Origin of the sequence: Acinetobacter sp. ATCC 27244 (assembly GCF_000156555.1) — a bacterium.
In the GTDB taxonomy this organism is placed as follows: domain Bacteria; phylum Pseudomonadota; class Gammaproteobacteria; order Pseudomonadales; family Moraxellaceae; genus Acinetobacter; species Acinetobacter haemolyticus.
This window is the reverse complement of sequence record NZ_GG665959.1, coordinates 68965-90593: the sequence shown is the minus strand read 5'-3', so window position 1 is coordinate 90593 and position 21629 is coordinate 68965. Positions and strand designations below refer to the sequence as shown.

The following is a 21629-nucleotide window of genomic DNA, read 5'->3' as shown; positions in this document are numbered from 1 at the left end:
TGGCTTACTCCACAAAACGGCCTTTGATGGCAAACAAACCTTGTGGACGTTTTTGGATAAACAAAATCACAAGTACCAGTAGAATAATTTTTGCCAATACAGCACCCATGCCGATTTCCAACACCGTGCCACTGATCCCTAAACCAAGTGCTGCCAAAACTGCGCCCCACACTTGCCCCACACCACCGACGACCACCACGAGGAACGCATCGATAATATAGTTCTGCCCAAGATCAGGTCCTACATTTCCCACTTGTGCCAATGCGCAACCCGCCAAGCCAGCCAAACCAGAACCGAGACCAAAAGCCAGCATGTCAATCCGCGCTGAACGAATCCCCACTGCACGCGCCATCTGACGGTTTTGTGTGACAGCACGAACGAATAATCCGAAACGGGTTTTATTGAGTAAGAACACCAACAACAGTAAAACTGCAATGGTGAATGCAATAATCGCAATGCGGTTATAAGGCAACATTAAACTCGGCGTAAGTGCAATACCACCACTGAGCCATGACACATTCGAAACTTCGACATTTTGTGCGCCAAAAACCATACGTACCAATTGCATCAAAATCAGACTGACACCAAAGGTCGCCAATAAAGTCTCAAGCTGACGACCATATAAAGGACGGATCACCGTACGTTCAATCAGCATGCCGATCAGCGCACTAACAAGGAATGCAGCAGGAATCGCAGCCAGTAAATACCAATCGACTAAACCAACAAAATGGGTTTTGAAAAAGCTTTGTACAACGTAAGTGGTATATGCACCAATCATGATCAATTCGCCATGTGCCATATTAATCACACCCAGCAATCCATAGGTAATAGCGAGACCAAGTGCTGCAAGCAATAAAATACTGGCGGTGCTTAAACCTGAAAACACATGTCCAGACCATTCACTGGCTTGTATTCTGGTTTTAATTTTACTCTTGGCATCCAACAAAGCCGTTTGTAATTCTTGGTTGGCAATCGGCTGTTCTAAGGTTTGCTCAATCATTGCCAATACATCAGGACGATTCGATTCAGCGAGAACATTGACCGCCGCAATTTTTCCAAATACATCCGCATCTTTAAACTCTAAACGTGCTTTAAGTTGTGCTAAACGTGCTTTGACTTTGTTGTTGCTCTCGTTGAGATAGAGTTGCTTAACCATTGTGACATCAATTTCAGCCAAGTTATTTTCCAAAATATCAACGGCTGCCAAACGCTGTGATGCATCTTCTGAATTGAGTTTCGCTTTGGCTTGTCCGAAATTAAGCGCTTTGCGTAAGGTATTGACCAAAGTAACTTGAGATAAATCGGCGGGCCAATCTTCCAATACCTGTTTGGCAGGATAACTGAGTAAGACCTCATCATTTTGTAAAATGTAAGTCTGTCCCGCACGATCGGTATACAACTCATTTTGGTCAATATACGCAACAAGCTGGTCTAGCTGTTCAATACTGGCTGGCCACTGATTCAGCATGGCACGACGTGTTGCAAAATCAGCTTTAACGAAGGTTTGAATCGCATCTTGAGCTGCAACAGTCGTCTCAATTGAAGGAGTGGTTGCTAAAGGATCTTGCTCTGCCCATGCAAGACTACAAAAAAAATGTGTCATCACGCAGAGCAATGCTAAAACATAGTGTTTTGCCATACGACTCGCCCTTATGGATCGTAGATTTTACGAAGAACCGAAAAAGAAAATGAAGAAACCTGCCATCGAAATAGCAGGTTTTAGAACAAGCTTATTTTGGGATATAAGGACTCCAAGGCTCTGCCTTGATGGTTTCTGGTGTTTTATAAACCACGTCAAATTGCCCATCTGCACGAATTTGTCCGATCATCACAGGTTTGTGTAAATGATGGTTGCTTTCATCCATTTTTAAGGTATAACCTGACGGCGCTGCGAAAGTCTGTCCTGCCATTGCTTCACGGACTTTATCGACATCTGTAGTCCCCGCTTTTTCAACTGCTTGCTTCCACATATTGATCCCAACATAGGTTGCTTCCATCGGATCGTTAGTCACAACTTTATCGGCATTTGGAAGTTTGTATTCCACAGCAAATTGCTTAAATTTATTAACAAACTCAGTATTTTTTGGATTTTTGACTGACATGAAATAATTCCATGCTGCCAAATGCCCCACCAATGGTTTGGTATCAATACCACGTAACTCTTCTTCACCCACCGAAAATGCCATGACAGGGATATCAGCGGCTTTAATCCCTTGGTTACCCAGTTCACGATAAAATGGTACGTTTGAATCGCCATTGATGGTCGAAATCACTGCGGTTTTTTTACCTGCAGAAAACTTTTTAATATTGGCAACGATAGTCTGATAATTACTATGACCAAATGGGGTGTACTCTTCCATAATGTCCGCATCGGCAATGCCTTTAGACTTCAAGAAAGCACGTAAAATTTTATTGGTGGTCCGTGGGTAAACATAGTCTGTGCCAAGTAAGACAAAACGTTCAGCCTTGCCCCCTTCATCACTCATTAAATATTCAACCGCAGGAATCGCTTGCTGGTTTGGCGCTGCGCCAGTATAGAAAATATTCTTAGATTGTTCCTGACCTTCATACTGCACAGGGTAGAACATTAAACCATTTAATTCTTCAACGACGGGGAGAACTGATTTCCGCGATACTGATGTCCAACTCCCGAAAATCACGGCAACTTTATCTTGAGTAATGAGCTGACGTGCACGCTCAGCAAATAGCGGCCAGTCTGATGCAGGATCTACCACCACAGGCTCTAATTTTTTTCCTAAAACCCCACCGTTGGCATTGATCTCATTAATGGTCATCAAGGCTGTGTCTTTCAGTGAGGTCTCAGAAATCGCCATCGTTCCTGAAAGTGAATGTAAAATTCCGACCTTAATGGTTTCACCGCTTGCTGGTGCAACTTTTGCTTCGGTTGTGCTCTGTTCTGTTTTCTCGGCTGGCTTTGAACACCCCACAAGCCCCACCCCCATCATGGTAGCCATCAGTACAGACATTGACATCATTTTATTTTGCATCTTTGTTCTCCACAGTTTGATCTTGTGATTTTGACTGAATGGAGTTATTCAATTTTCATGCCAATAGTTTAATATATTGTTTTATATATGTTTTTATAAGAATTGTTCTACAAAAATCCAATCTTGTATACAACATTGCATACAAAAAATACGCAGTGAACTAAAATGATGCATTTTTGATCTTCATAAAAACTTAATGCCGAGATAAGCCAAAGAAAATTTAAACCTATCATCGAACGAATTAAATAAATTCATAATAGATTTTTATTAACGAATCCATGTGACGTTTCTATATTTAAAACATAAAGCACACATCACTACAGCCAAACTATAAGAGCCAATCAAAGCCAACCAAAACCCATAAATACCTAATGGAGCAACCTCAAAAAACCGCCAATTGATTCCCCAATATGCCAATATCTGCCCACCAACTAAACCGAATAACAACAATGAAGTGCTATAGATCACACTCGGTACAATCGTTATTCCCCAACAGCGTAATACTGTCGCAAAAATACATAACATCGCATCTGCTAAATGAAACAGTATTCCTAGTATAAAAAGAGAAATTGTGATCTGAATGACGGCTCGGTCTTGGGTAAACAGTGCGATGAATTCATCTCGAAGAAGCAATAATACGCCGCATAAGGTGACAGCAAAAACTAATATAAGTAGAAAAGCTTTTTTTGACCAAAGCAAAGCAACTCGCTTCTGTTGAGCGCCAATTTTTTCAGATAACATCAAACTGAATGCGACAGAAAATGCAGCAGGTAAAATATATAACATGGAACAAATGCTTGCGATGACCTGATGTGAGGCAATTGCGATACTTCCAAGTGGTAATGCTAAAATCGAGATGGCCATAAACGCAATCACATCAATCACGATCATGAGTGCGGTGGGTATTCCAATTCGAAGAAAACGGATCAACAATTCATAACTAAAGGAAAAGCGACTCAGATCAAGTTTAAAAACAGCTTTACCGCGTACATAGCCGTACAATAATATCAACATCACACTATCGCCAAGCAATGTCGAAAATACAGCACCATAGACACCCCAAGGCGCAATATCAAAGTACGCCACTCCATTGATCAAAGCATAGGACAGTGGCAACTTAATCAATAAAAAAATAACGCCGATATAGGTTGCGATAATAGGACGATCTAAAACCTGTATTTGTATGGTCCAAATACGGCAACATAGCCGCACTACCAGATCTACTGAGAAAATCATCAAACAATTTTTCACCAACAATAGAACCGTGCCTGATGCTTGAAAAAAAGTTAATAAACGCTCGGTATGGTTGATCAAAACGATCGCAAAGACACTAAAAACAGCTGCAATTAATACCGCCAAGCACACGACATTGGTTAATTTCTGTTGGTTTATTTCCCGCCCTTTTTCTTCAGCGAGGATTTGAAACATGCCCTGTAATAAGCCATAACCCACGACGAAAACAATCATGTAAACTGAGAGCGAAACGGATAAAGCTGTTAAATGCACATGACTATAGTGGGATAAAAAAGCTGTATCGATGACACCACTTAAAATGAAAATCGTATTACTAAACAAAATTGGAAAAAAAATACTTAAAAAACGCTTCATTATATTTTCACTATTATCAATTAAGACTTTGATATATTTGAGTTTTAAAATCTTAAAAACAAACAACCCATTTTGATCAATGCGCTTCAAATGTTAGATAAAATTTTACCAATAGATAAAAAGCAAATAGCGTTCCATATTTATTCTTATGCTTATGAATTCATATTTTTTAAGAAGATATAAAAAAGCCCAGATAAACTGGGCTAAACAAAAATCGATTCAAATCAAACCGCAATATCTGCCAAATTGCCTTTTTGCTCTAACCAATGCTTACGATCAGCCGCTCGCTTTTTCGCAAGTAACTTATCCAGCAAACCAGCGGTTAAATGTGCATCATCCAAGTCCAACTGCACTAGACGACGTGTATTTGGATCCATGGTAGTTTCACGTAGTTGGCTGGCGTTCATCTCACCCAAACCTTTGAATCGCGTGATTTGTGGGTTCTTGTTGCCTTTAATATTTTTTAGAATCGCTTCTAACTCATCATCGTCCAATGCATAGTGCACATCTTTTCCGATATCAATTCGATATAACGGCGGCATAGCAACATATAAGTGGCCTTCTTCTACCAATGTCGGGAAATGCTTCACAAACAAAGCGCACAATAATGTTGCAATGTGCAGTCCATCCGAATCCGCATCAGCAAGGATACAAATTTTTCCATAGCGTAGTTCTGATAGATCATCACTGCCAGGATCAACCCCGATCGCAATCGCAATATCATGTACTTCTTGAGATGCTAATACCTCATCCGAAGATACTTCCCAAGTATTTAAGATTTTGCCACGGATCGGCATAATCGCTTGGAAATTCTTATCTCGTGCTTGTTTAGCACTACCACCAGCAGAATCCCCTTCGACGATAAAGAGTTCACTATCTTCACGGGTTAAACCCACGCAGTCTGCTAATTTTCCAGGTAATGCTGGACCAGCCACAATCTTCTTACGTTCAACTTTCTTAGCTGCTTTTAAACGGCGTCCCGCTTTGGCGATTGCCATTTCAGCTAATTGAGTCGCGATCTCGGCATGTTGGTTTAACCATAATGCAAATGCATCTTTGGCAATATTGAGAACAATATTCGAAGCTTCACGACTGGATAGGCGTTCTTTGGTCTGCCCTGAGAATTGAGGCTCTTGGAATTTCAATGACAGGATGAAATTTACCCCATCCCACACATCTTCCGCAGATAGCTTCATATTGCGCGGCAATAAATTACGTAATTCACAAAACTCGCGCAACGCTTCTGTCACACCAGATCGTAAGCCATTAACGTGGGTGCCGCCTTGTGCAGTTGGAATCAAGTTGACATAACTTTCCTGAATCTGTTCACCACCCTCAACATTCCAGCAAATTGCAAACTCACAAGCAGCACGTTCCGCTTGTCCGCTGCTCACAAAAGCAGGGGCTGGCAAAATTTCACGATCTTCAAGTTCATCCATCAAATAGTCGACTAGACCATTTTCAAACTGCCATTCAATCTTTTCATTATTGATTTTATCGTCATAAATAATTTTTAAGCCTGCTGCTAAAACCGCTTTGGCTTTTAAATTATGTTTAAGCGCTTTTAATGCGAACTTAGGACTATCAAAATATTTCGCTTCTGGCCAAAAACGTACCGTTGTCCCCGTCGCACGTTTCGCCACTTTGCCTTCTAAAACAGATAATGGCGCAACAGGCTCACCTTGCTCAAATGCCATCTGATACAAGTTACCATGGCGTTGTACAGCGACTTCAACCCGTGTAGATAAAGCATTGACCACAGAGATACCAACGCCATGCAAACCACCTGAGAACTGATAGTTATCTGTACTGAACTTGCCGCCTGCATGGAGCTTGGTCAGAATAATTTCGATACCACTTTGTCCATATTCTGGGTGAATATCAACTGGCATTCCTCGACCATTATCTTCCACCGATAATGAACCATCTTCATAAACCGTAACCGTCACTTGATTGGCATGACCGGCAAGTGCCTCATCGACGGCATTGTCAATCACCTCTTGTGCCAAGTGGTTTGGACGTGAGGTGTCGGTGTACATTCCGGGACGACGACGAACAGGATCTAAACCAGAAAGAACTTCAAGAGATTGTGCCGTGTATTGTGTCACTTGGTCTGATTTCCTTTTTGCAGGGCTGCCGATAAAAATTCGAGTACTAGAGGTAATTTTTCTTCAAAATCATCCATTGCATGATTACCATTAGCGTCGGTTAAAATCAATGATGATGGATGCGCTGCACTATAATAGCCTTGTGCTTGACGATAATCCAAGACTTCATCACCTTGTTGCAATAGCACCAGAATTTTATCAGCATGCGCTAAGCTGGTCTCAGCAATCGATTGTAATTGCTGCAATTGATCGACATCAAGTGTCCATGCGTCGGTCACTTTGAGTGGAATCTGTTCAATTCCGAATAAATCTTGAAACAGCTGCCATGGTCGCATAGCAGGATTGATCAAAACAGCAGGACATGCATATTTTGCGACAAGATAGGTCGCATAAAATCCCCCTAAACTGCTCCCCACCAATACCACTTGATCGAGTGGTAAACTTTCCACCAATACCGAAAGATGCTTCAAAACCTGTTGTGGTGGGTGATTTAAATCAGGCAAATGCACGTGAATGTGATCGTAATTTGCACAATATTGATACAACTGTTGCCCTTTTATTGACCTTGGGCTACTTCGAAAACCATGTAAATAAATAATTTGCATACGCACCTACAGCGTCATTTGCTTGACTTAAAGCCAAATAGATCACATTATCAATCACAATTGATAAACAAATAACAATATAATTTACAGATAAGCCCGAAATTGTCAGACACAAAAAACGATACTCTGCACCGTTCATCAGTATTCTAAAAAAAATACTGTTGAAACAAGAAAAGATGCATGCGTTTGCTGTAGTTTATCTAAACAATGTTAGGTCAATAACTTCAAACCTTCGGTATATATCAAGGATGAGGAAATCAATATGCCAAGTTTAACACCTCTACATGAAACCTACTGTAAATGGGACAGTACCCCTCCCAGTCAGGCGGATGTTTTGGAAGGTTTGGCACAACTCGTAAGCACTAGCTTAAGTGGGGTGCACGAATTAGTGCAATTGGTACAAACTGAAGTGTTACGGACAACGCTTGGTTTGAGTGCACAAAAGGCCAAAAAATTACAAAAGCACCCACAATTACAGAGATTTTACCAATTCTCCTATGTCGCGATTCAAAAATACGGCGTTAGCTTCCTTGCACCAAACTTGCGCAGAGTCATTGCAAAATTTCCAGTGCTGCATGACAAGCCGTTGAGTCCTTCTTTACACTTTGTAGTCGGCGCACTCAATGGAATCTTTGGTGATTTTTTCTTAAAACAGCATAACCCGATGGCACTCCCTATGGTGCTGTATGATCACTATGGTTCATTACAACAAGGTGAACTCACAGGTCGTGTAGTCATTTTGACACATGGTCTTTGTATGAACCATTTAACTTGGTCGAATCATCGCTATGGTGGCATTGGTGAACGCTTGCTTGCGCAACGTGATAACAACACCATGCTGTATCTCAACTACAATACAGGGCGTCGTATTTCAGCCAATGGTCGTAGCTTTGCTAATGTGCTAGAAGATTTAGTTCAACGTAATCCACGCATCACCAGTATCGATTTGATTGGGCATAGTATGGGAGGATTAGTCTCTCGTAGTGCTTTGTTCTATGGTAAGCAGAACCTATGCCAATGGGTTCACATGGTTGAAAATTTGGTCTGTATTGGCTCACCGCATCATGGTGCAGTACTTGAACGTTTTGGTTTCATTCTGCAAGATAAACTCGGCGCATTTCCATTTATTAGCCTTATCGGTCAATTGGTCAATATTCGCAGTAATGGGATTTTAGATTTACGTCACGGTAGCGTACGTGATGATGACTGGGAACATAATGATGCACGGATTGGTTTTGAAGATGACAATCGTAAGCCAGCACCATTACCATCACATATCAACACCTTCCTCATCGCCGGTACACTCGAGTTCGAAAAGCTTAGAACCAAAGCACTCACCGTAATTGGTGACTATTTGGTGAGTGTTAAAAGTGCTTTAGGTGAACACCCAAATCCTCGCTTCCAACTTAAACTTCCTGATACACATAAAGCGGTTTTCTATGGTTTGAACCATTTTGAGATTCAATACCACTCCAGTGTCGCGGAGCAAATTACCCGTTGGTTATATCCAGATGTGAGTGATAAGGTTGAAGCAGGTGTTCAAACCCATCTCATTAATATTCCAAATAATCATAGCTTTGAAGATCTGGAAGGAATTGTTGAAACCTAAACAGTGCTCCAAATTTTATCCAAATAAAAAAGCCAACATCATGTTGGCTTTTTTACCAATTAAGCAGGATATTTTCTAAAGAGTTGCCATAAACAAATCACAAGGATCAGGCTGAAATAGATCAAAGACCAAACAGGTAGTGATTGTCCCAGAAAACTCCAATCAATCATGGCACACTCTCCTGAGCCAGACAGCACTTGCTGCAAAACCGCTTTCATCGGCAAAACATCAACCAAATAGTCTAAGCCTGGTCCACAACTCGGTACTTGATCTGGTGGTAAATGTTGTAACCATACATGCCGTGCGGCAACGCCAGCCGACCATCCAATCGCTAAAGTTGCCAACAAGGCATAAAAGCGCTTAAAAAAGTTTGAAATTGGGTTGTGAATAAATGCAACTAATGCAATTAAACCCATGCCAATTAAACCAATTCGCTGGAAAATACATAAAGGACAAGGTTCAAGACCTTGCACATGTTCTAAATATAATGCAAATGCGAGCCCAATAATGCTCGTCAGTACCAATACAGCACTGACTAAACGGTAATTCCAGCGCATGGAAAATCCTCTAAAAAATGTCCTCTGTCGCAATAAGAATGATCACCCTTACGATAAAATATCGACAGACCCTAGCGGTATTGTGCAAGATATTCTGCAAAACTCATGTGATTATCTTGTTCGAGTTGAGACTGTTTTTGCAACGAAGTTTGTGCCAAATGTTCGAAATATTGTTTTCTTTCTAAACTGATTTGGTGCTGCTCATAATCCTGTACATGCTGTTGAGCCATGATACTACCAAAGTTCCATGTCCCTCCATGTTGCAAGGTATCATTGATTACCTGCTCCGAAAGCGTATTTTCAACCTGATACAAGCGGTGTTGCATCACCTGTACAGCATCTTGGTATAGTGAAGTGCGGTCCATTTGATCCAATAAAATCGCGCAGGCTTGAATCTGACCAAGATGACGTTGTGCCCAATCTTGGAAAGGTACCTCAATCGGTCCATCTTTAATTTTGGCGTCTGCCGCACGCCCTCGATTGACAATTTCGGTTTGATTTAGATCTATCTGATCTTGTTCATCTGCCCACAATTCAGGGCTTTCATTCAACAAACAATACAAAGCTAAACTTTCCAAAAATCCAGCTGCAGTCTCATCAATACCAATCGCACGATAAGGATTGACGTCCACGGCACGTAACTCTACATAACCCACACCACGATTTTTTAACGCTTGGGAAGGTGTCTCACCTTGTTCTGGTACTTGTTTTGGGCGAATCAAACTATAGTATTCATTTTCAATTTGTAGAACATGATCATTGATTTGAATCGGCTCACCTTGCTCATCATCTAAGCCTAGGGCTGTAAATTGAGGATACGGTGTGTGCACAGCTTTTTGTAAACCCTCTAAGTAATCATGCAAATCGTTATAGTGAATACCAAGCTGCTTTTGGGCTGAATTCTGATACCCTAGACGTCCCATACGTAAGGCCGTTGCCTCTGGCAAATACAATGTCCCTTTGATCAATGCTTGTAAATGATGCTCACGACCGGTCAAAAAACAACGACATACGGATGGACTAGCGCCCAATAAATACATCACTAAAGGCGTCAGTCGAATAAAGTTACGAATCAAACCAAAATAACGATGGCTACGATAATCCTGCAAACTGAGCTGCTTTAATTCAGCATTGGTTTCATGCTGTTGTAGGTCTTCAAACAGTTGATCGGGAAAAGACAAGTTATAATGTACACCTGAAATAGTCTGCATACGGCGACCATAACGCACACCTAAACCATGACGATATAAAGTTTTAAAACGACCAATATTGGATGTACCATACTGCGCCAATCTAATATTTTCTTCATGATCATCCAACATACATGGCATGGAAAGCGGCCATAACTTTTCCCCGTCTTGCAAATGCTGATGCACCACATGATGAATATCACGCAACTCATCTAACGCAGCCGCAATCGTACTATGCGGTGTCGTGATAAATTCCATTAATGCTTCAGAATAATCTGTCGTGATGTGCGGATGTGTCAGTGCTGAGCCTAAAGCAATCGGATGGTTTTTTTGTGATAAAAATCCATTGCTTTGCATACGCAAACTTTCACGCTCGATACCACGTAACATACCTGCCAATTGCGAAGCATCTACCCAAGTTGGTATCACAGAGGAAGAAAGTGCGCTGGGTTGATTCATAATATATATGCTCATTGATTCACTGGCCAAACACTGCGTAGTGGCTTGCTTTTGTCAATTATAACGACTATTGCCATCTAGTCAGCTGATTTAATTTGGCAATTTTTATCACAAACTTGTTATTTAAGACATGCCGAAATTGTGATTTTATTAAAAAATAATTCTGCTGATGGATAACTTCTTATGCAAGCACAAGACATTCTAAATTTTTGGTTTACTCCCGATCATCAACCACTTTGGTTTGCTAAAAGTGATGCCTTTGATGCCAAAATTCGTGAGCTTTTTCAATCAATCCATCATCAAGCTGCACAAGCAGAACTTTGGTCTTGGCGTCAAACTGCTGAAGGACGCTTGGCTGAAATTATTATTTTAGATCAATTTTCTCGCAACTTATATCGAGATCAAGCCCAAGCTTTTGCTTACGACAGCATGGCACTGATGTTGGCACAAGAGGCAATTAGTTTGCAACTCGACACTGAACTGAGCCCCGAACAACGCTCGTTTTTATACATGCCGTTTATGCATAGTGAGTCCAAAATGATTCACGATTATGCCCTAGCGTTATTTCAACGTTTAGGCAATCCCATCAATTTAAGCTTCGAAGAAAAGCATAAAGTGATCATTGATCGTTTTGGACGCTATCCACATCGTAATGCGGCACTTGGTCGAGTTTCAACAGCAGAAGAACTTGAATTTCTAACTCAACCGGACAGCCACTTTTGATCCGATCTTCCAGAGAGGAATAACAAATGAAATCGTTATTAATGTGTACGCCTGTACTCATCGCACTGACCTTTGCAGGATGTGCAACTGTTCCTAAACAACCCAAGACGTTTGATCAACTCGGTCAATTTACCGCTTATCCATTAAATAACAAAAGCTTTCGTATCAGCTTCCAAGCAGGAAATAATCTGAGTTATGGTACAGCGGAAGAAATCACTTTATTAAAAGCAGCTCAGACCACGGTAAAAAATGGTTTCAGATTTTTCACTGTCGTTGATGATCCGAGTAATGCACGTATTAAAGAGCAACGCCAAGCGGTGATTTATCCAAGTCGACCTTATTATCCGTATGGTTATTATCGTCGCCACCCTGCGTTTTGGCCGGATCCATTCTATGATATGCCACAAGTGGTCAATCTTGATCCAATCCAAGTGTCGTATACTATCGAATGCTTCAAGACTCAACAGCAATCGCCTGATGCCTTTGATGCGCAATTAATTCTACAATCCTTAGGTCAAAAATACGGATTGAGTCCAACAGGAGAAGTGTTGCAGCCACCTGCCTCACCTCAAAACAAAAAATGAATGAATAGGATGACTCAATGACTTCAGCCGAAGAAATCCACGTCCCAAGTCTGCAAAGAAGTAAAAACTTTGCCACCATCGCCTTGATTATTGCTGTCTCGGCATGGGTTGCTCTCATGATTGTGGCGCACTTTCTACCTGAATATAAATGGCTCATCCATATCTTCATGTTAGGTGCTGAAGCGGGTGTGGTCGGAGGGTTAGCAGACTGGTATGCCGTCACGGTATTATTCCGCAACCCATTTGGAAAAATGCCCCTACCGAAATTGTTACGTGACCATACCGAGATTATTCCACGTAATAAGGCACGTATTGCTGAATCGATGGGACGTTTTGTGCAAGAGAACTTCCTCTCTCCTGTGATTGTACAGCGCAGCCTACAAAACACCGATATCAGTCTGGCAGTGGGTGAATGGCTTGCCAATCCTAAAAATAACGGGCAAGTGGTACAGATCATTCAGCAAACGGTGCCGAAAATTTTTGAGTTTGTCAGTCAAGATCAAATTGCAAATTTTGTCCAAAATAACAGTGTGCAATGGGTTCGCAGTACCAAAATCAATACCCTAGCCAGTGAGATGCTACGTGCCGTTTTAGATAATGATTTCCATCAAGATGTATTACAGCGAGGTTTGGATGTTGCTCACGAATGGATGGTTTCTCATCCCGAAGAAGCACGCGAATTATCACGGACATTATTTAAAGAGCTAGGGGTGTGGAAATTAGCAAAAGGTGCAAGTTGGATTGGTATCGACGTACAACAACGTACCATTGACTCACTGATTGAACGAGTTGAATCCATGCTTGCCAATCCAGATCATCCGTGGCGACAGGATATTGAAGCTGTAACCCATAAACTGATGTTGGAACTTGCAGACAATGACAGTGAAGCCAGCCAACGTTTAAACAATGGCAAAGATGCATTACTCGACAGCCCGCAGGTTTTGAATTTTATTACAGGTGCAATCGCAATCTTATGTGATGCAATCAAAACGGATTTGATGCAGGAAGATTCCGGTATTGCCACCAATTTACAAGCTGCAATCCAGCAACTTGGGGTGAGCTTGATCCAAAATGATAAGGTTCGCCAAGTCCTCAATACTAAAATGGTGGGTTTAGCGACCAATTTTAGTGAACAATACAGCGATAAAATTATTCGTTATATCAGTGAACGAATCCATGAATGGGATTCACGAGAAATGATTGCCAAAATCGAGAGTGAAGTTGGCGGTGATTTACACATGATTCGTGTGAATGGCGTGATTGTTGGTACGTTTATCGGTTTGATCTTAGGGATCATACGTGCCGTTGTTGAAAATGTTCTGTAAAGGATAGGCATACCGCAAGATATCTCATTTTTGCCGTATTCGGCCCTAACGCGCATATGATTAGGGCTAACTCTTGTAAACCGTTCATGGTGAAATAGATCAACAAGCCAATTGTTTACTTTGTTGATAGTATCGTACCAAAGTATCGGTATCTTGCTTCAAAAATGCGGTCAGGTACGTTTTCACTTGTGCCAATGAAATTTGATTAAAATGAATTCTTTCTTTGGCTTGAAAGGTAATTAATCCAAAAACTTGTTTTTTGGGTACCACCACTGAAATGTCCGTTTTTACGATAAAGCTCAGCTCTTGAGACGAAGAATAAGTATTCAAGATAATTTCAATCGTATGTTCCGTATTTCCATCTGTTATCGTAAAAGTCGGACTTGCTCCATCTAACTGTAACCAACGACTTAAGAGTTGTTTCCAAGCCATTCTATCAAAGCGAGTTAATACGCCTATCGTATTCAATGCTTCGAACTGATCGACATCTTTTAAATCGATATGATGTGGGTAGCGTATTTTTAGATCGAAATTGTCCATCTCTGAATGTCCTATTTCACAATAATTCGTATTTATTTTAATCACTCGCTATAAATTATATCGCTTAAAGATCAAAATTAAAACACCTTATATAGTTGAAAAATAACAATTTATTTGACAAATTTAAATAAAAAAAGACCAATTCCGTCACTATTGTTTTTATACAGGCACATTTTCTATCTTTCTATTGATATAAGACACATTTTTTAAGATAGTAAGTGAAAGGCGCAACTTTTTCCTTTGGCATCGACCATTTGGAAAATGACCGTTTATCTCGATACAATCACATCAAAATAAAACGTAAATTAGGTTAAAAGCAATGTTGCAGCTTCAGTCAAAACTTCCTCGTCAAGGCGTGACCATTTTTAGCGTGATGACTGAGCTCGCTCATAGGCTCAATGCATTGAACCTATCACAAGGATTTCCTGATTTTCCTGCTCCACAGGCGCTACTTGAAGCACTCAGTCAAGCCACCCTCGATGGATACAATCAATATCCTGCTGGAGATGGTGTATTGGCTTTACGTGAGCAAATGGCACAGCAATTTTTACTACGTGATCAATTGCAACTAGATCCTATCACTGAAATCACGATTACTCCGGGTGCAACCATTGCGATTTTCTGTGCGATCCAAGCCTGTATTCATGCCGATGATGAGGTGATCATTTTTGATCCAAGCTATGACAGTTATGCACCTGCGGTACAGCTTGCAGGCGGAAAATCTGTTCATATCCATTTAGATGCACCCAGCTTTCAAGTGAATTGGCAAAAGGTCAAAGACAGCATCAATACCAAAACCCGTATGATTATTGTCAACACACCACATAATCCAACAGGTGCAATTTGGTCAGAACAAGACTGGCTGCAATTGATTGAACTGATTCAAGATAAAAATATTGTGGTGCTTTCCGATGAGGTTTATGAACATCTCGTTTTTGATGGACAGAAACATTACAGCGCACTGCACTTTCCAGAATTACGCGAACGTAGTTTTGTCATCGGATCATTTGGCAAAAGCTTTCATGTTACGGGCTGGAAAACTGGTTATTGTGTAGCCACACCACAGTTAATGCAGTTGTTCAGGCAGATTTACCAATTTGCCAATTTCTGTGGTACCACGCCTTGTCAAATCGCACTCGCCAATTATATGCAACACCATCCTGAGCATATCCAAACACTGCCTGATTTTTATCAGACCAAGCGTGATTTATTTAATCAACAGATTCAAAATTCTCGTTTTAATTTTATTCCCTCACCAGGTACCTATTTCCAAAGTTTGGACTACTCTGCCATCCGTCCAGATTTAGACGATGTGGCCATGTGTCAGTTCTTGGCAGAGCAACATAAAATTGTAGCTATCCCTATTTCCGTATTTTATCGACAAGCCCCTAAATCACTGAGACTGATTCGTTTTTGTTTTGCCAAGACAGATGAAACGCTTCAACGAGCAGGTGACATCCTAATGCGGTGTTAATCAACAAAAAATCAACGGAATCCTCATAACTTGATGCTAGCTTATGCTATGTTGAAAACACAGCAGATCCATTTTCGGGACGAAGTATCAAGGAATTTGAATGACACCACACCAGCCTTTGGTGATGCAACCCAATCTATGGAAAACCTTTTTTGTTTTTCTCGTCCCACTGATTGCAACCAATATTTTACAAAATTTGTCGGGAACGATTAATACTATCTTTGTAGGTCAAATGATGGGGGTAGATGCTGTTGCTGCTGTCTCGGTATATTTTCCGGTCTTGTTCTTTTTGCTTGCTTTTATTATTGGACTTTCTGCTGGAACAACCGTTTTAATTGGACAAGCATGGGGTGCACAGAACCTAGAAAAAGTGCGTAGCGTTATTGGCTCTACCCTGTTTATGACCTTAATTGGGGGCAGTATTATTGCCATCCTCGGGTTGTTCTTTGCCGAACATATTTTAATCCTGCTAGGTACTGATCCTACTGTGATGCATCTGTCATTGCCTTATGTGCAATGGATGATGGCAGGTAGCCCATTACTTTTTGTATATATTATTTATACCTCGATCTTACGCGGTGTTGGTGATAGCGTAACGCCACTGATTGCATTGGGTTTAACCAGTTTGATTGGCTTAGCCGTCACCCCCATACTGCTAAAAGGTTATTTCGGCTTTCCTGCGCTTGGTATTGTTGCACCCGCAATCGCCAGTATTATCGGTTATTTGGCAGTGCTGATTTTTTTGGGTTTTTATCTGAATTATAAAAAGCATCCACTCAAAATCGATCGTCAACTTTTACAACATCTGCGTCATGATGCAGAGTTAAGCAAACTCATCCTAAAATTAGGTATTCCTACAGGGATTCAAATGGTCACCACATCATTGGCTGGTTTGGTGATTATTGGCTTAGTCAATCGTTATGGTGCAAATGCGACCGCAGCCTATGGCGCAGTCAACCAAGTTCTGAACTATATCCAATTTCCAGCACTTTCCATCGCCATTGCCGCCTCTATTTTCGCAGCACAAGCCATCGGTGCAGGAAAAGCAGAGCTACTCAGTCGCGTTACTCGTACTGCATTAAGCATGAACTTCCTATTTACAGGTAGCTTAATTGCTTTAGGCTATCTATTTTCCAAATATTTAATGGCACTGTTTATTACCGATCCTGAAGTGGTCGTTTTGGGGCAGCAGCTATTATTTATCGTGTTATGGTCATTGCTGTTTTTTGGTGCAAGTGCGATTTTTGCTTCAATTATGCGTGCCAGCGGAACGGTTACTGTACCGATGTTGATTAATATCTTTACCATCCTTCTGATCGAGATCCCATGTGCTTATTGGTTTACCACACTATGGGGACTAACAGGCATTTGGATGGCCTATGCTTTGGCTTTTGTCTGCCTATGTGTATTCCAAGCCACGTATTATCAGTTCGTTTGGAAGAAAGGGAAAATCAAAGTTTTGATTTAAAAAAAGCCATTCGACTTGGAATGGCTTTCTTGAAGTAACGTAGCGATTACAGCATTTTGGTGGCAAAAGCCGCTATACGTTGATAGCCTGTTGGGAATAAACGCTGGAATGAATCGACGATACGAGCATCTGTTCCAATTAATAAACGGCGTTTATCTTTCAATACGGCTTGAAGGATTTGACGAGCCGCCTCTTCAGGTGGGGTACGCAAGAACTTATCAAACTGCTTAATTGATTTACTTGGATCCATCCCTAAGCTCTTTAAGCTGTCATTCATTTTTGCAGCTTTTGCAATATTGGTACGGATACCACCCGGATGTACACAAAGTGAGCTTACACCACTTTTCTCAATATCCAACTCTTGGCGAAGCGATTCAGTAAAACCACGCACCGCAAATTTAGTCGCATTATATGCAGACTGTGTCGGTTGTGAGGTTAAGCCAAAAATACTAGAGATGTTGATGATATGGCCATCTTTAGTTTGTTTAATAAATGGTAGGAATTCTTTAGTACCGTAAACCACGCCCCAAAAGTTAATTCCAACGATCCATTCTAGATCTTCGTAGCTTGCACCTTCTACTGTTGAGCCTAATGCAACACCCGCATTGTTGAAGATCATATTCACTGAGCCATGATCTTGTACGGTATCTTGTGCCCATTGTTTCACCGCATCACGGTTAGAAACATCAAGAACTTTGGTAGTGACAGTAACTGGATATTGTTTAACCAGCTCAACAGTCTGTGCCAAACCTTTGTCATTGATATCACTCAATGACAAATGGCAGCCTTGTTGAGCCAACAAAAGTGCCAGTTGTTGTCCAATCCCAGAGCCAGCACCTGTGATCGCTGCGACTTTATTTTTAAAGTTTTTCATTGCCTATCCTTTGTATTGCGAATGATATGCACATATTCGCTCAGATCATGTGCCGTTTAACTTGTAACCAATATAATTTTGACAATACATGTTGTCAATATAGTACACTATGCTTTTAAGACAAATGGCAAGAACAAACATAATGCTTGTCATAAATGCTCGTTCTAAGGTCTGTTGGCATTTGAGTCATACATCGTGTTATTGGCTAAAGCGACAGAAACAAGACATATTATTTTTAAACAGTTTGCAATCTAAGCGCTGCTAGACATACGATATATAGACTTTTTTAGGGAACGGTTTTTCGATGACAACTGAGAAGCAAGCCAATACAAAGAAAAAAACGAACGAAACCAAAGAGCGTCAATTCAAAGGTCTGTCTTTAACTGAACGCAAAGAAGCTCGTCGGGAAAAACTGATCGAAGCAGGTATTGCGATGTATGGGACACAAGGATTTTTCTCTGTGACCGTCAAAGATGTTTGTAACGAAGCAAAACTCACTGAACGCTATTTTTATGAGTCATTTAAAAAGAGTGAAGAACTTTTCCAAACTGTTTTTTTACGCATGATCAGTAAAATGCAGAGCTGTTTGACCCAAGCTGTACTCATGGCTGCGCCTGAACCGAAAAATATGGTCACAGCAGGGTTATCTGCGCTACTGAATACCATTAAAGATGATCCACGCATGGCACGAATTATTTACATCGATGCAATGCTCGTCCAAGACCTACACAATCAAGCGACAATCCAAGAAACGCTGACGCAATTTGATCGGATTATTCAAGGCTTTGTGATGATCACGATGCCCAATGTGCCGCAAACCACTGAGGAGGTATCTCTGATGGCGACAGGTTTAAATGGCTATGTGACTCATATTATTATCCGTTGGGTATCAGAAGGCTTTAAACAGCCATTGGAAGACGTCCTAAATGCCTGTTGTGCGGTGTTTTTATCATTTATTGAAAACACGACACAAAAAAATTAAAATCGTTTTACAGTTTTGTGACAAATGTAACTGCTACAAGACAGCGATGTTAAACAGATGAATTTATTTGTTTTAATTTCAAGCAAACTGTCATCAATTAGTCACTCCTCTGCCCCACAATTGTCACAATTTATTGCTAAATTCGACTTTATTTACCCTTTTGCAATGATATTGTCATAATTAATCTTTGTAATAAGCCTGTCATAACAACAAAACGGTTAACCGTTACAGATTTTGAGGGTATTGCGCTGTGAAAGATGACTATATTTTAATTGTCGATGATGAGCTACCGATCCGCGAAATGATCCATACCTCTTTGGATATGGCTGGCTTCCAATGTTTACAAGCTGAGGATGCTAAGCAAGCGCATCAGATTATCGTTGATCAGCGTCCTGCTCTTATCTTGCTGGATTGGATGCTGCCAGGTGGCGTAAGTGGTGTAGATTTGTGCCGTCGCTTGAAACGAGATGAGAACTTGGCAGAGATCCCTGTGATCATGCTCACAGCTCGTGGTGAAGAAGATCATAAGGTTCAAGGTCTGGATGCAGGTGCAGACGACTACATGACCAAACCTTTTTCGACCCGCGAACTGGTTTCTCGTATCAAAGCGGTGTTGCGTCGTGCCAATGCACTGAGCGGTGAAAAAGTGATTGATGCCAATGGCTTAATGCTAGACCCAGTGAGTCAGCGTGTGAGCTTTGGTGAGAGTATTCTCGATATGGGTCCAACTGAATATCGTTTATTGGCCTTCTTTATGACACATCCAGAACGTGCTTATACACGTGCCCAATTACTTGACCAAGTATGGGGTGGAAATGTGTATATTGAAGACCGTACCATTGATGTGCATATTCGTCGTTTACGTAAAGTGTTAGAACCTTTTGGTGTTGATCGCTTTGTTCAAACGGTACGTGGCACAGGTTATCGTTTCTCTACACGAGCTGATTTGGCAGCAGGTTAAAACCCTTTATGTATGAACCATATCCCGTCCCTGAGCTGGCGCGCGAACATCAACGTTTTCAATACAGCAGCTTATGGACGTTTGCAAAACAAGATTTAAGACTATTATTGTTTTTCTTATTGATTGCGAGCTTAATCGGATTTGGAGTTGGATACTTTTGGAGCTGTATTTTCGTCGCTTTTGTGGTGTTTTTCATCCTACAGCTTCGCTCACTTTATCTCGTCAATGAATGGATCTCTAATCGTCCTTACGATATGCCACCGAATCTGAATGGGATTTGGGGTGCATTATTGTTCAACGTTTATCGCGCTCAACGCCAAGAACGTATTGTACAAGCCGAAATGGTAGGTTTGATTGACCGTGCACAATCATCATTGGTAGCGTTGGCAGAAGCTGTTGTCTTGATTGATGATCAACATCAGCTCGAATGGTGGAATCCAGCCGCAGAAAAATTATTGGGTATCAATCCAATGGATCGTGGGCGTAACTTGCTGTCGATCTTGCGTCAACCCAATTTTATTGAATATTTTAACCATAGTGATCAAGCACCCGATGGCATCCGTCTACAAGCACAAATGGATGAAGAGCGTTATGTGCAAGTCAAAATTACCCGCTTTGGGGGGGAAAGCCGTCTTTTGGTCGCACATGACATCACCCGCATGCATAATCTTGAACAAATGCGTAAGGACTTTGTTGATAATATTTCACATGAGTTACGTACCCCCCTGACCGTACTCAGTGGCTATATCGAAACCTTTACTGATCAGGACGATATCACCCCTCGCTGGAAACGTGCTTTTACTCAAATGCAGTCACAAACCAAACGTATGAATGCATTGGTTAATGACTTACTGCTCTTGTCCAATCTCGAAAATAATAAAAAAGTTGCAAAAAATCAGATTATTGAGATGGCAAATTTGATGAATCAATTATTTGATGATGCTCGTGCCTACAATCTTGATTATGGTCACACACTCAACTTAGATATTGATAGTCACTGTGATCTGATCGGTTCAGACATGGAAATTGCCAGTGCTTTCAGCAACCTCATTACCAATGCGATTAAATACACGCCCAAAGGTGGCATTATTACCATTGGATGGCATGAGGATGGCGATCAAGCCTATTTTACCGTTCAAGACAATGGCATTGGAATAAATCCGAAACATTTACCTCGTCTAACTGAGCGATTTTATCGTGTAGATAGTGCACGTAGCCGTCAAACAGGTGGAACGGGTTTAGGTCTTGCGATTGTGAAACACGTATTGATGCAACACGGTGCACATCTCGAAATTAGCTCCAAAGAAAATGAAGGCTCAACTTTTACAGCCGTTTTTCCGAAAGAACGTCTCTATATTGGATAAATGGACAGTTGAATAACTACAGACAGCCGATCTAGACAGATCGGCTGTTTTGTTTTTTAGATTGAATTAATTATTTACTATTGGATTCAACTGTTTTGCTTCAAGTAAATGGCTCGGTAAGCCAAAAATATGATCAAAGAAATAGTTATACACAAAGGTATAACATGGGATGAGGATCATCAAACTAAAA

Annotated in this window: 18 protein-coding genes; 9 read left to right on the top strand and 9 right to left on the bottom strand. The window is 41.0% G+C overall.

What is annotated here, in order from left to right; genetic code table 11:
- Window positions 1–4: 4 nt before the first annotated feature.
- From urtB to HMPREF0023_RS10930, 5 genes are all read right to left on the bottom strand, one after another.
- Window positions 5–1639, bottom strand: a complete 1635-nt coding sequence (gene urtB / locus HMPREF0023_RS10950) for an urea ABC transporter permease subunit UrtB (RefSeq protein WP_008942124.1) — start codon at window positions 1637–1639, stop codon at window positions 5–7.
- A gap of 91 nt (window positions 1640–1730) precedes the next feature.
- Window positions 1731–3008, bottom strand: coding sequence for an urea ABC transporter substrate-binding protein (gene urtA / locus HMPREF0023_RS10945; RefSeq protein ID WP_008942123.1), 1278 nt, complete (start codon window positions 3006–3008; stop codon window positions 1731–1733).
- A gap of 267 nt (window positions 3009–3275) precedes the next feature.
- Window positions 3276–4616 (bottom strand): MATE family efflux transporter, encoded by a 1341-nt coding sequence (locus tag HMPREF0023_RS10940; protein WP_026056251.1) that lies wholly within the window; start codon window positions 4614–4616, stop codon window positions 3276–3278.
- 224 nt (window positions 4617–4840) lie between these two features.
- Complete coding sequence (gene parE / locus HMPREF0023_RS10935) at window positions 4841–6724, bottom strand: DNA topoisomerase IV subunit B (RefSeq protein ID WP_008942121.1); 1884 nt, start codon at window positions 6722–6724, stop codon at window positions 4841–4843.
- Window positions 6721–7329 (bottom strand): YqiA/YcfP family alpha/beta fold hydrolase, encoded by a 609-nt coding sequence (locus HMPREF0023_RS10930; RefSeq protein WP_004641619.1) that lies wholly within the window; start codon window positions 7327–7329, stop codon window positions 6721–6723. Before HMPREF0023_RS10930 ends, parE begins: the two co-directional genes overlap by 4 nt.
- A 262-nt stretch (window positions 7330–7591) precedes the next feature.
- Here HMPREF0023_RS10930 and HMPREF0023_RS10925 point away from each other — a divergent pair, with 262 nt between their 5' ends.
- On the top strand, window positions 7592–8938 hold the full coding sequence (locus HMPREF0023_RS10925; RefSeq protein WP_004641622.1) for a hypothetical protein: 1347 nt from the start codon (window positions 7592–7594) through the stop codon (window positions 8936–8938).
- 59 nt (window positions 8939–8997) lie between these two features.
- Here HMPREF0023_RS10925 and HMPREF0023_RS10920 read toward each other — a convergent pair whose 3' ends face one another.
- Window positions 8998–9495, bottom strand: a complete 498-nt coding sequence (locus HMPREF0023_RS10920; RefSeq protein WP_004641623.1) for a disulfide bond formation protein B — start codon at window positions 9493–9495, stop codon at window positions 8998–9000.
- 71 nt (window positions 9496–9566) lie between these two features.
- Complete coding sequence (gene gshA / locus HMPREF0023_RS10915) at window positions 9567–11144, bottom strand: glutamate--cysteine ligase (protein WP_017396323.1); 1578 nt, start codon at window positions 11142–11144, stop codon at window positions 9567–9569.
- Between the two features lie 183 nt (window positions 11145–11327).
- Here gshA and HMPREF0023_RS10910 point away from each other — a divergent pair, with 183 nt between their 5' ends.
- Genes HMPREF0023_RS10910 through HMPREF0023_RS10900 form a run of 3 tightly spaced genes read left to right on the top strand, consistent with a single transcriptional unit; the run spans window position 11328 to window position 13776 of the window.
- Window positions 11328–11867 carry a DUF924 family protein gene (locus HMPREF0023_RS10910; protein ID WP_004641629.1) on the top strand — a complete coding sequence of 180 codons (540 nt, stop codon included), beginning with the start codon at window positions 11328–11330 and terminating at the stop codon, window positions 11865–11867.
- A gap of 26 nt (window positions 11868–11893) precedes the next feature.
- Entirely contained in the window at window positions 11894–12451 is a 558-nt protein-coding gene (locus tag HMPREF0023_RS10905; RefSeq protein ID WP_004641631.1) for a CC0125/CC1285 family lipoprotein, read from the top strand.
- A 17-nt stretch (window positions 12452–12468) separates the two neighbouring features.
- Complete coding sequence (locus HMPREF0023_RS10900; RefSeq protein WP_008942118.1) at window positions 12469–13776, top strand: DUF445 domain-containing protein; 1308 nt, start codon at window positions 12469–12471, stop codon at window positions 13774–13776.
- 99 nt (window positions 13777–13875) lie between these two features.
- Here HMPREF0023_RS10900 and HMPREF0023_RS10895 read toward each other — a convergent pair whose 3' ends face one another.
- Window positions 13876–14316, bottom strand: a complete 441-nt coding sequence (locus HMPREF0023_RS10895; protein WP_008942117.1) for a hypothetical protein — start codon at window positions 14314–14316, stop codon at window positions 13876–13878.
- A gap of 319 nt (window positions 14317–14635) precedes the next feature.
- On the opposite strand from HMPREF0023_RS10895, the gene HMPREF0023_RS10890 reads away from it, so the two are divergent.
- Window positions 14636–15790, top strand: a complete 1155-nt coding sequence (locus tag HMPREF0023_RS10890; protein ID WP_008942116.1) for a methionine aminotransferase — start codon at window positions 14636–14638, stop codon at window positions 15788–15790.
- A 100-nt stretch (window positions 15791–15890) separates the two neighbouring features.
- Window positions 15891–17258, top strand: coding sequence for an MATE family efflux transporter (locus HMPREF0023_RS10885; RefSeq protein WP_008942115.1), 1368 nt, complete (start codon window positions 15891–15893; stop codon window positions 17256–17258).
- Window positions 17259–17304: 46 nt separating this feature from the next.
- On the opposite strand, the gene HMPREF0023_RS10880 is transcribed toward HMPREF0023_RS10885, so the two are convergent.
- Window positions 17305–18132 carry an SDR family NAD(P)-dependent oxidoreductase gene (locus tag HMPREF0023_RS10880; RefSeq protein WP_005088723.1) on the bottom strand — a complete coding sequence of 276 codons (828 nt, stop codon included), beginning with the start codon at window positions 18130–18132 and terminating at the stop codon, window positions 17305–17307.
- A 304-nt stretch (window positions 18133–18436) separates the two neighbouring features.
- Between HMPREF0023_RS10880 and HMPREF0023_RS10875 the strand changes: the two genes are divergently transcribed.
- The 3 genes from HMPREF0023_RS10875 (at window position 18437) to phoR (ending at window position 21439) form a co-directional block, all read left to right on the top strand.
- Window positions 18437–19114: a TetR/AcrR family transcriptional regulator gene (locus HMPREF0023_RS10875; protein ID WP_008942114.1), complete on the top strand. Its 678-nt coding sequence runs from the start codon at window positions 18437–18439 to the stop codon at window positions 19112–19114.
- 250 nt (window positions 19115–19364) lie between these two features.
- Window positions 19365–20075 (top strand): phosphate regulon transcriptional regulator PhoB, encoded by a 711-nt coding sequence (gene phoB / locus HMPREF0023_RS10870; protein WP_004641646.1) that lies wholly within the window; start codon window positions 19365–19367, stop codon window positions 20073–20075.
- An 8-nt stretch (window positions 20076–20083) separates the two neighbouring features.
- Window positions 20084–21439, top strand: a complete 1356-nt coding sequence (gene phoR, locus HMPREF0023_RS10865) for a phosphate regulon sensor histidine kinase PhoR (protein ID WP_004641648.1) — start codon at window positions 20084–20086, stop codon at window positions 21437–21439.
- Window positions 21440–21629 lie beyond the last annotated feature (190 nt).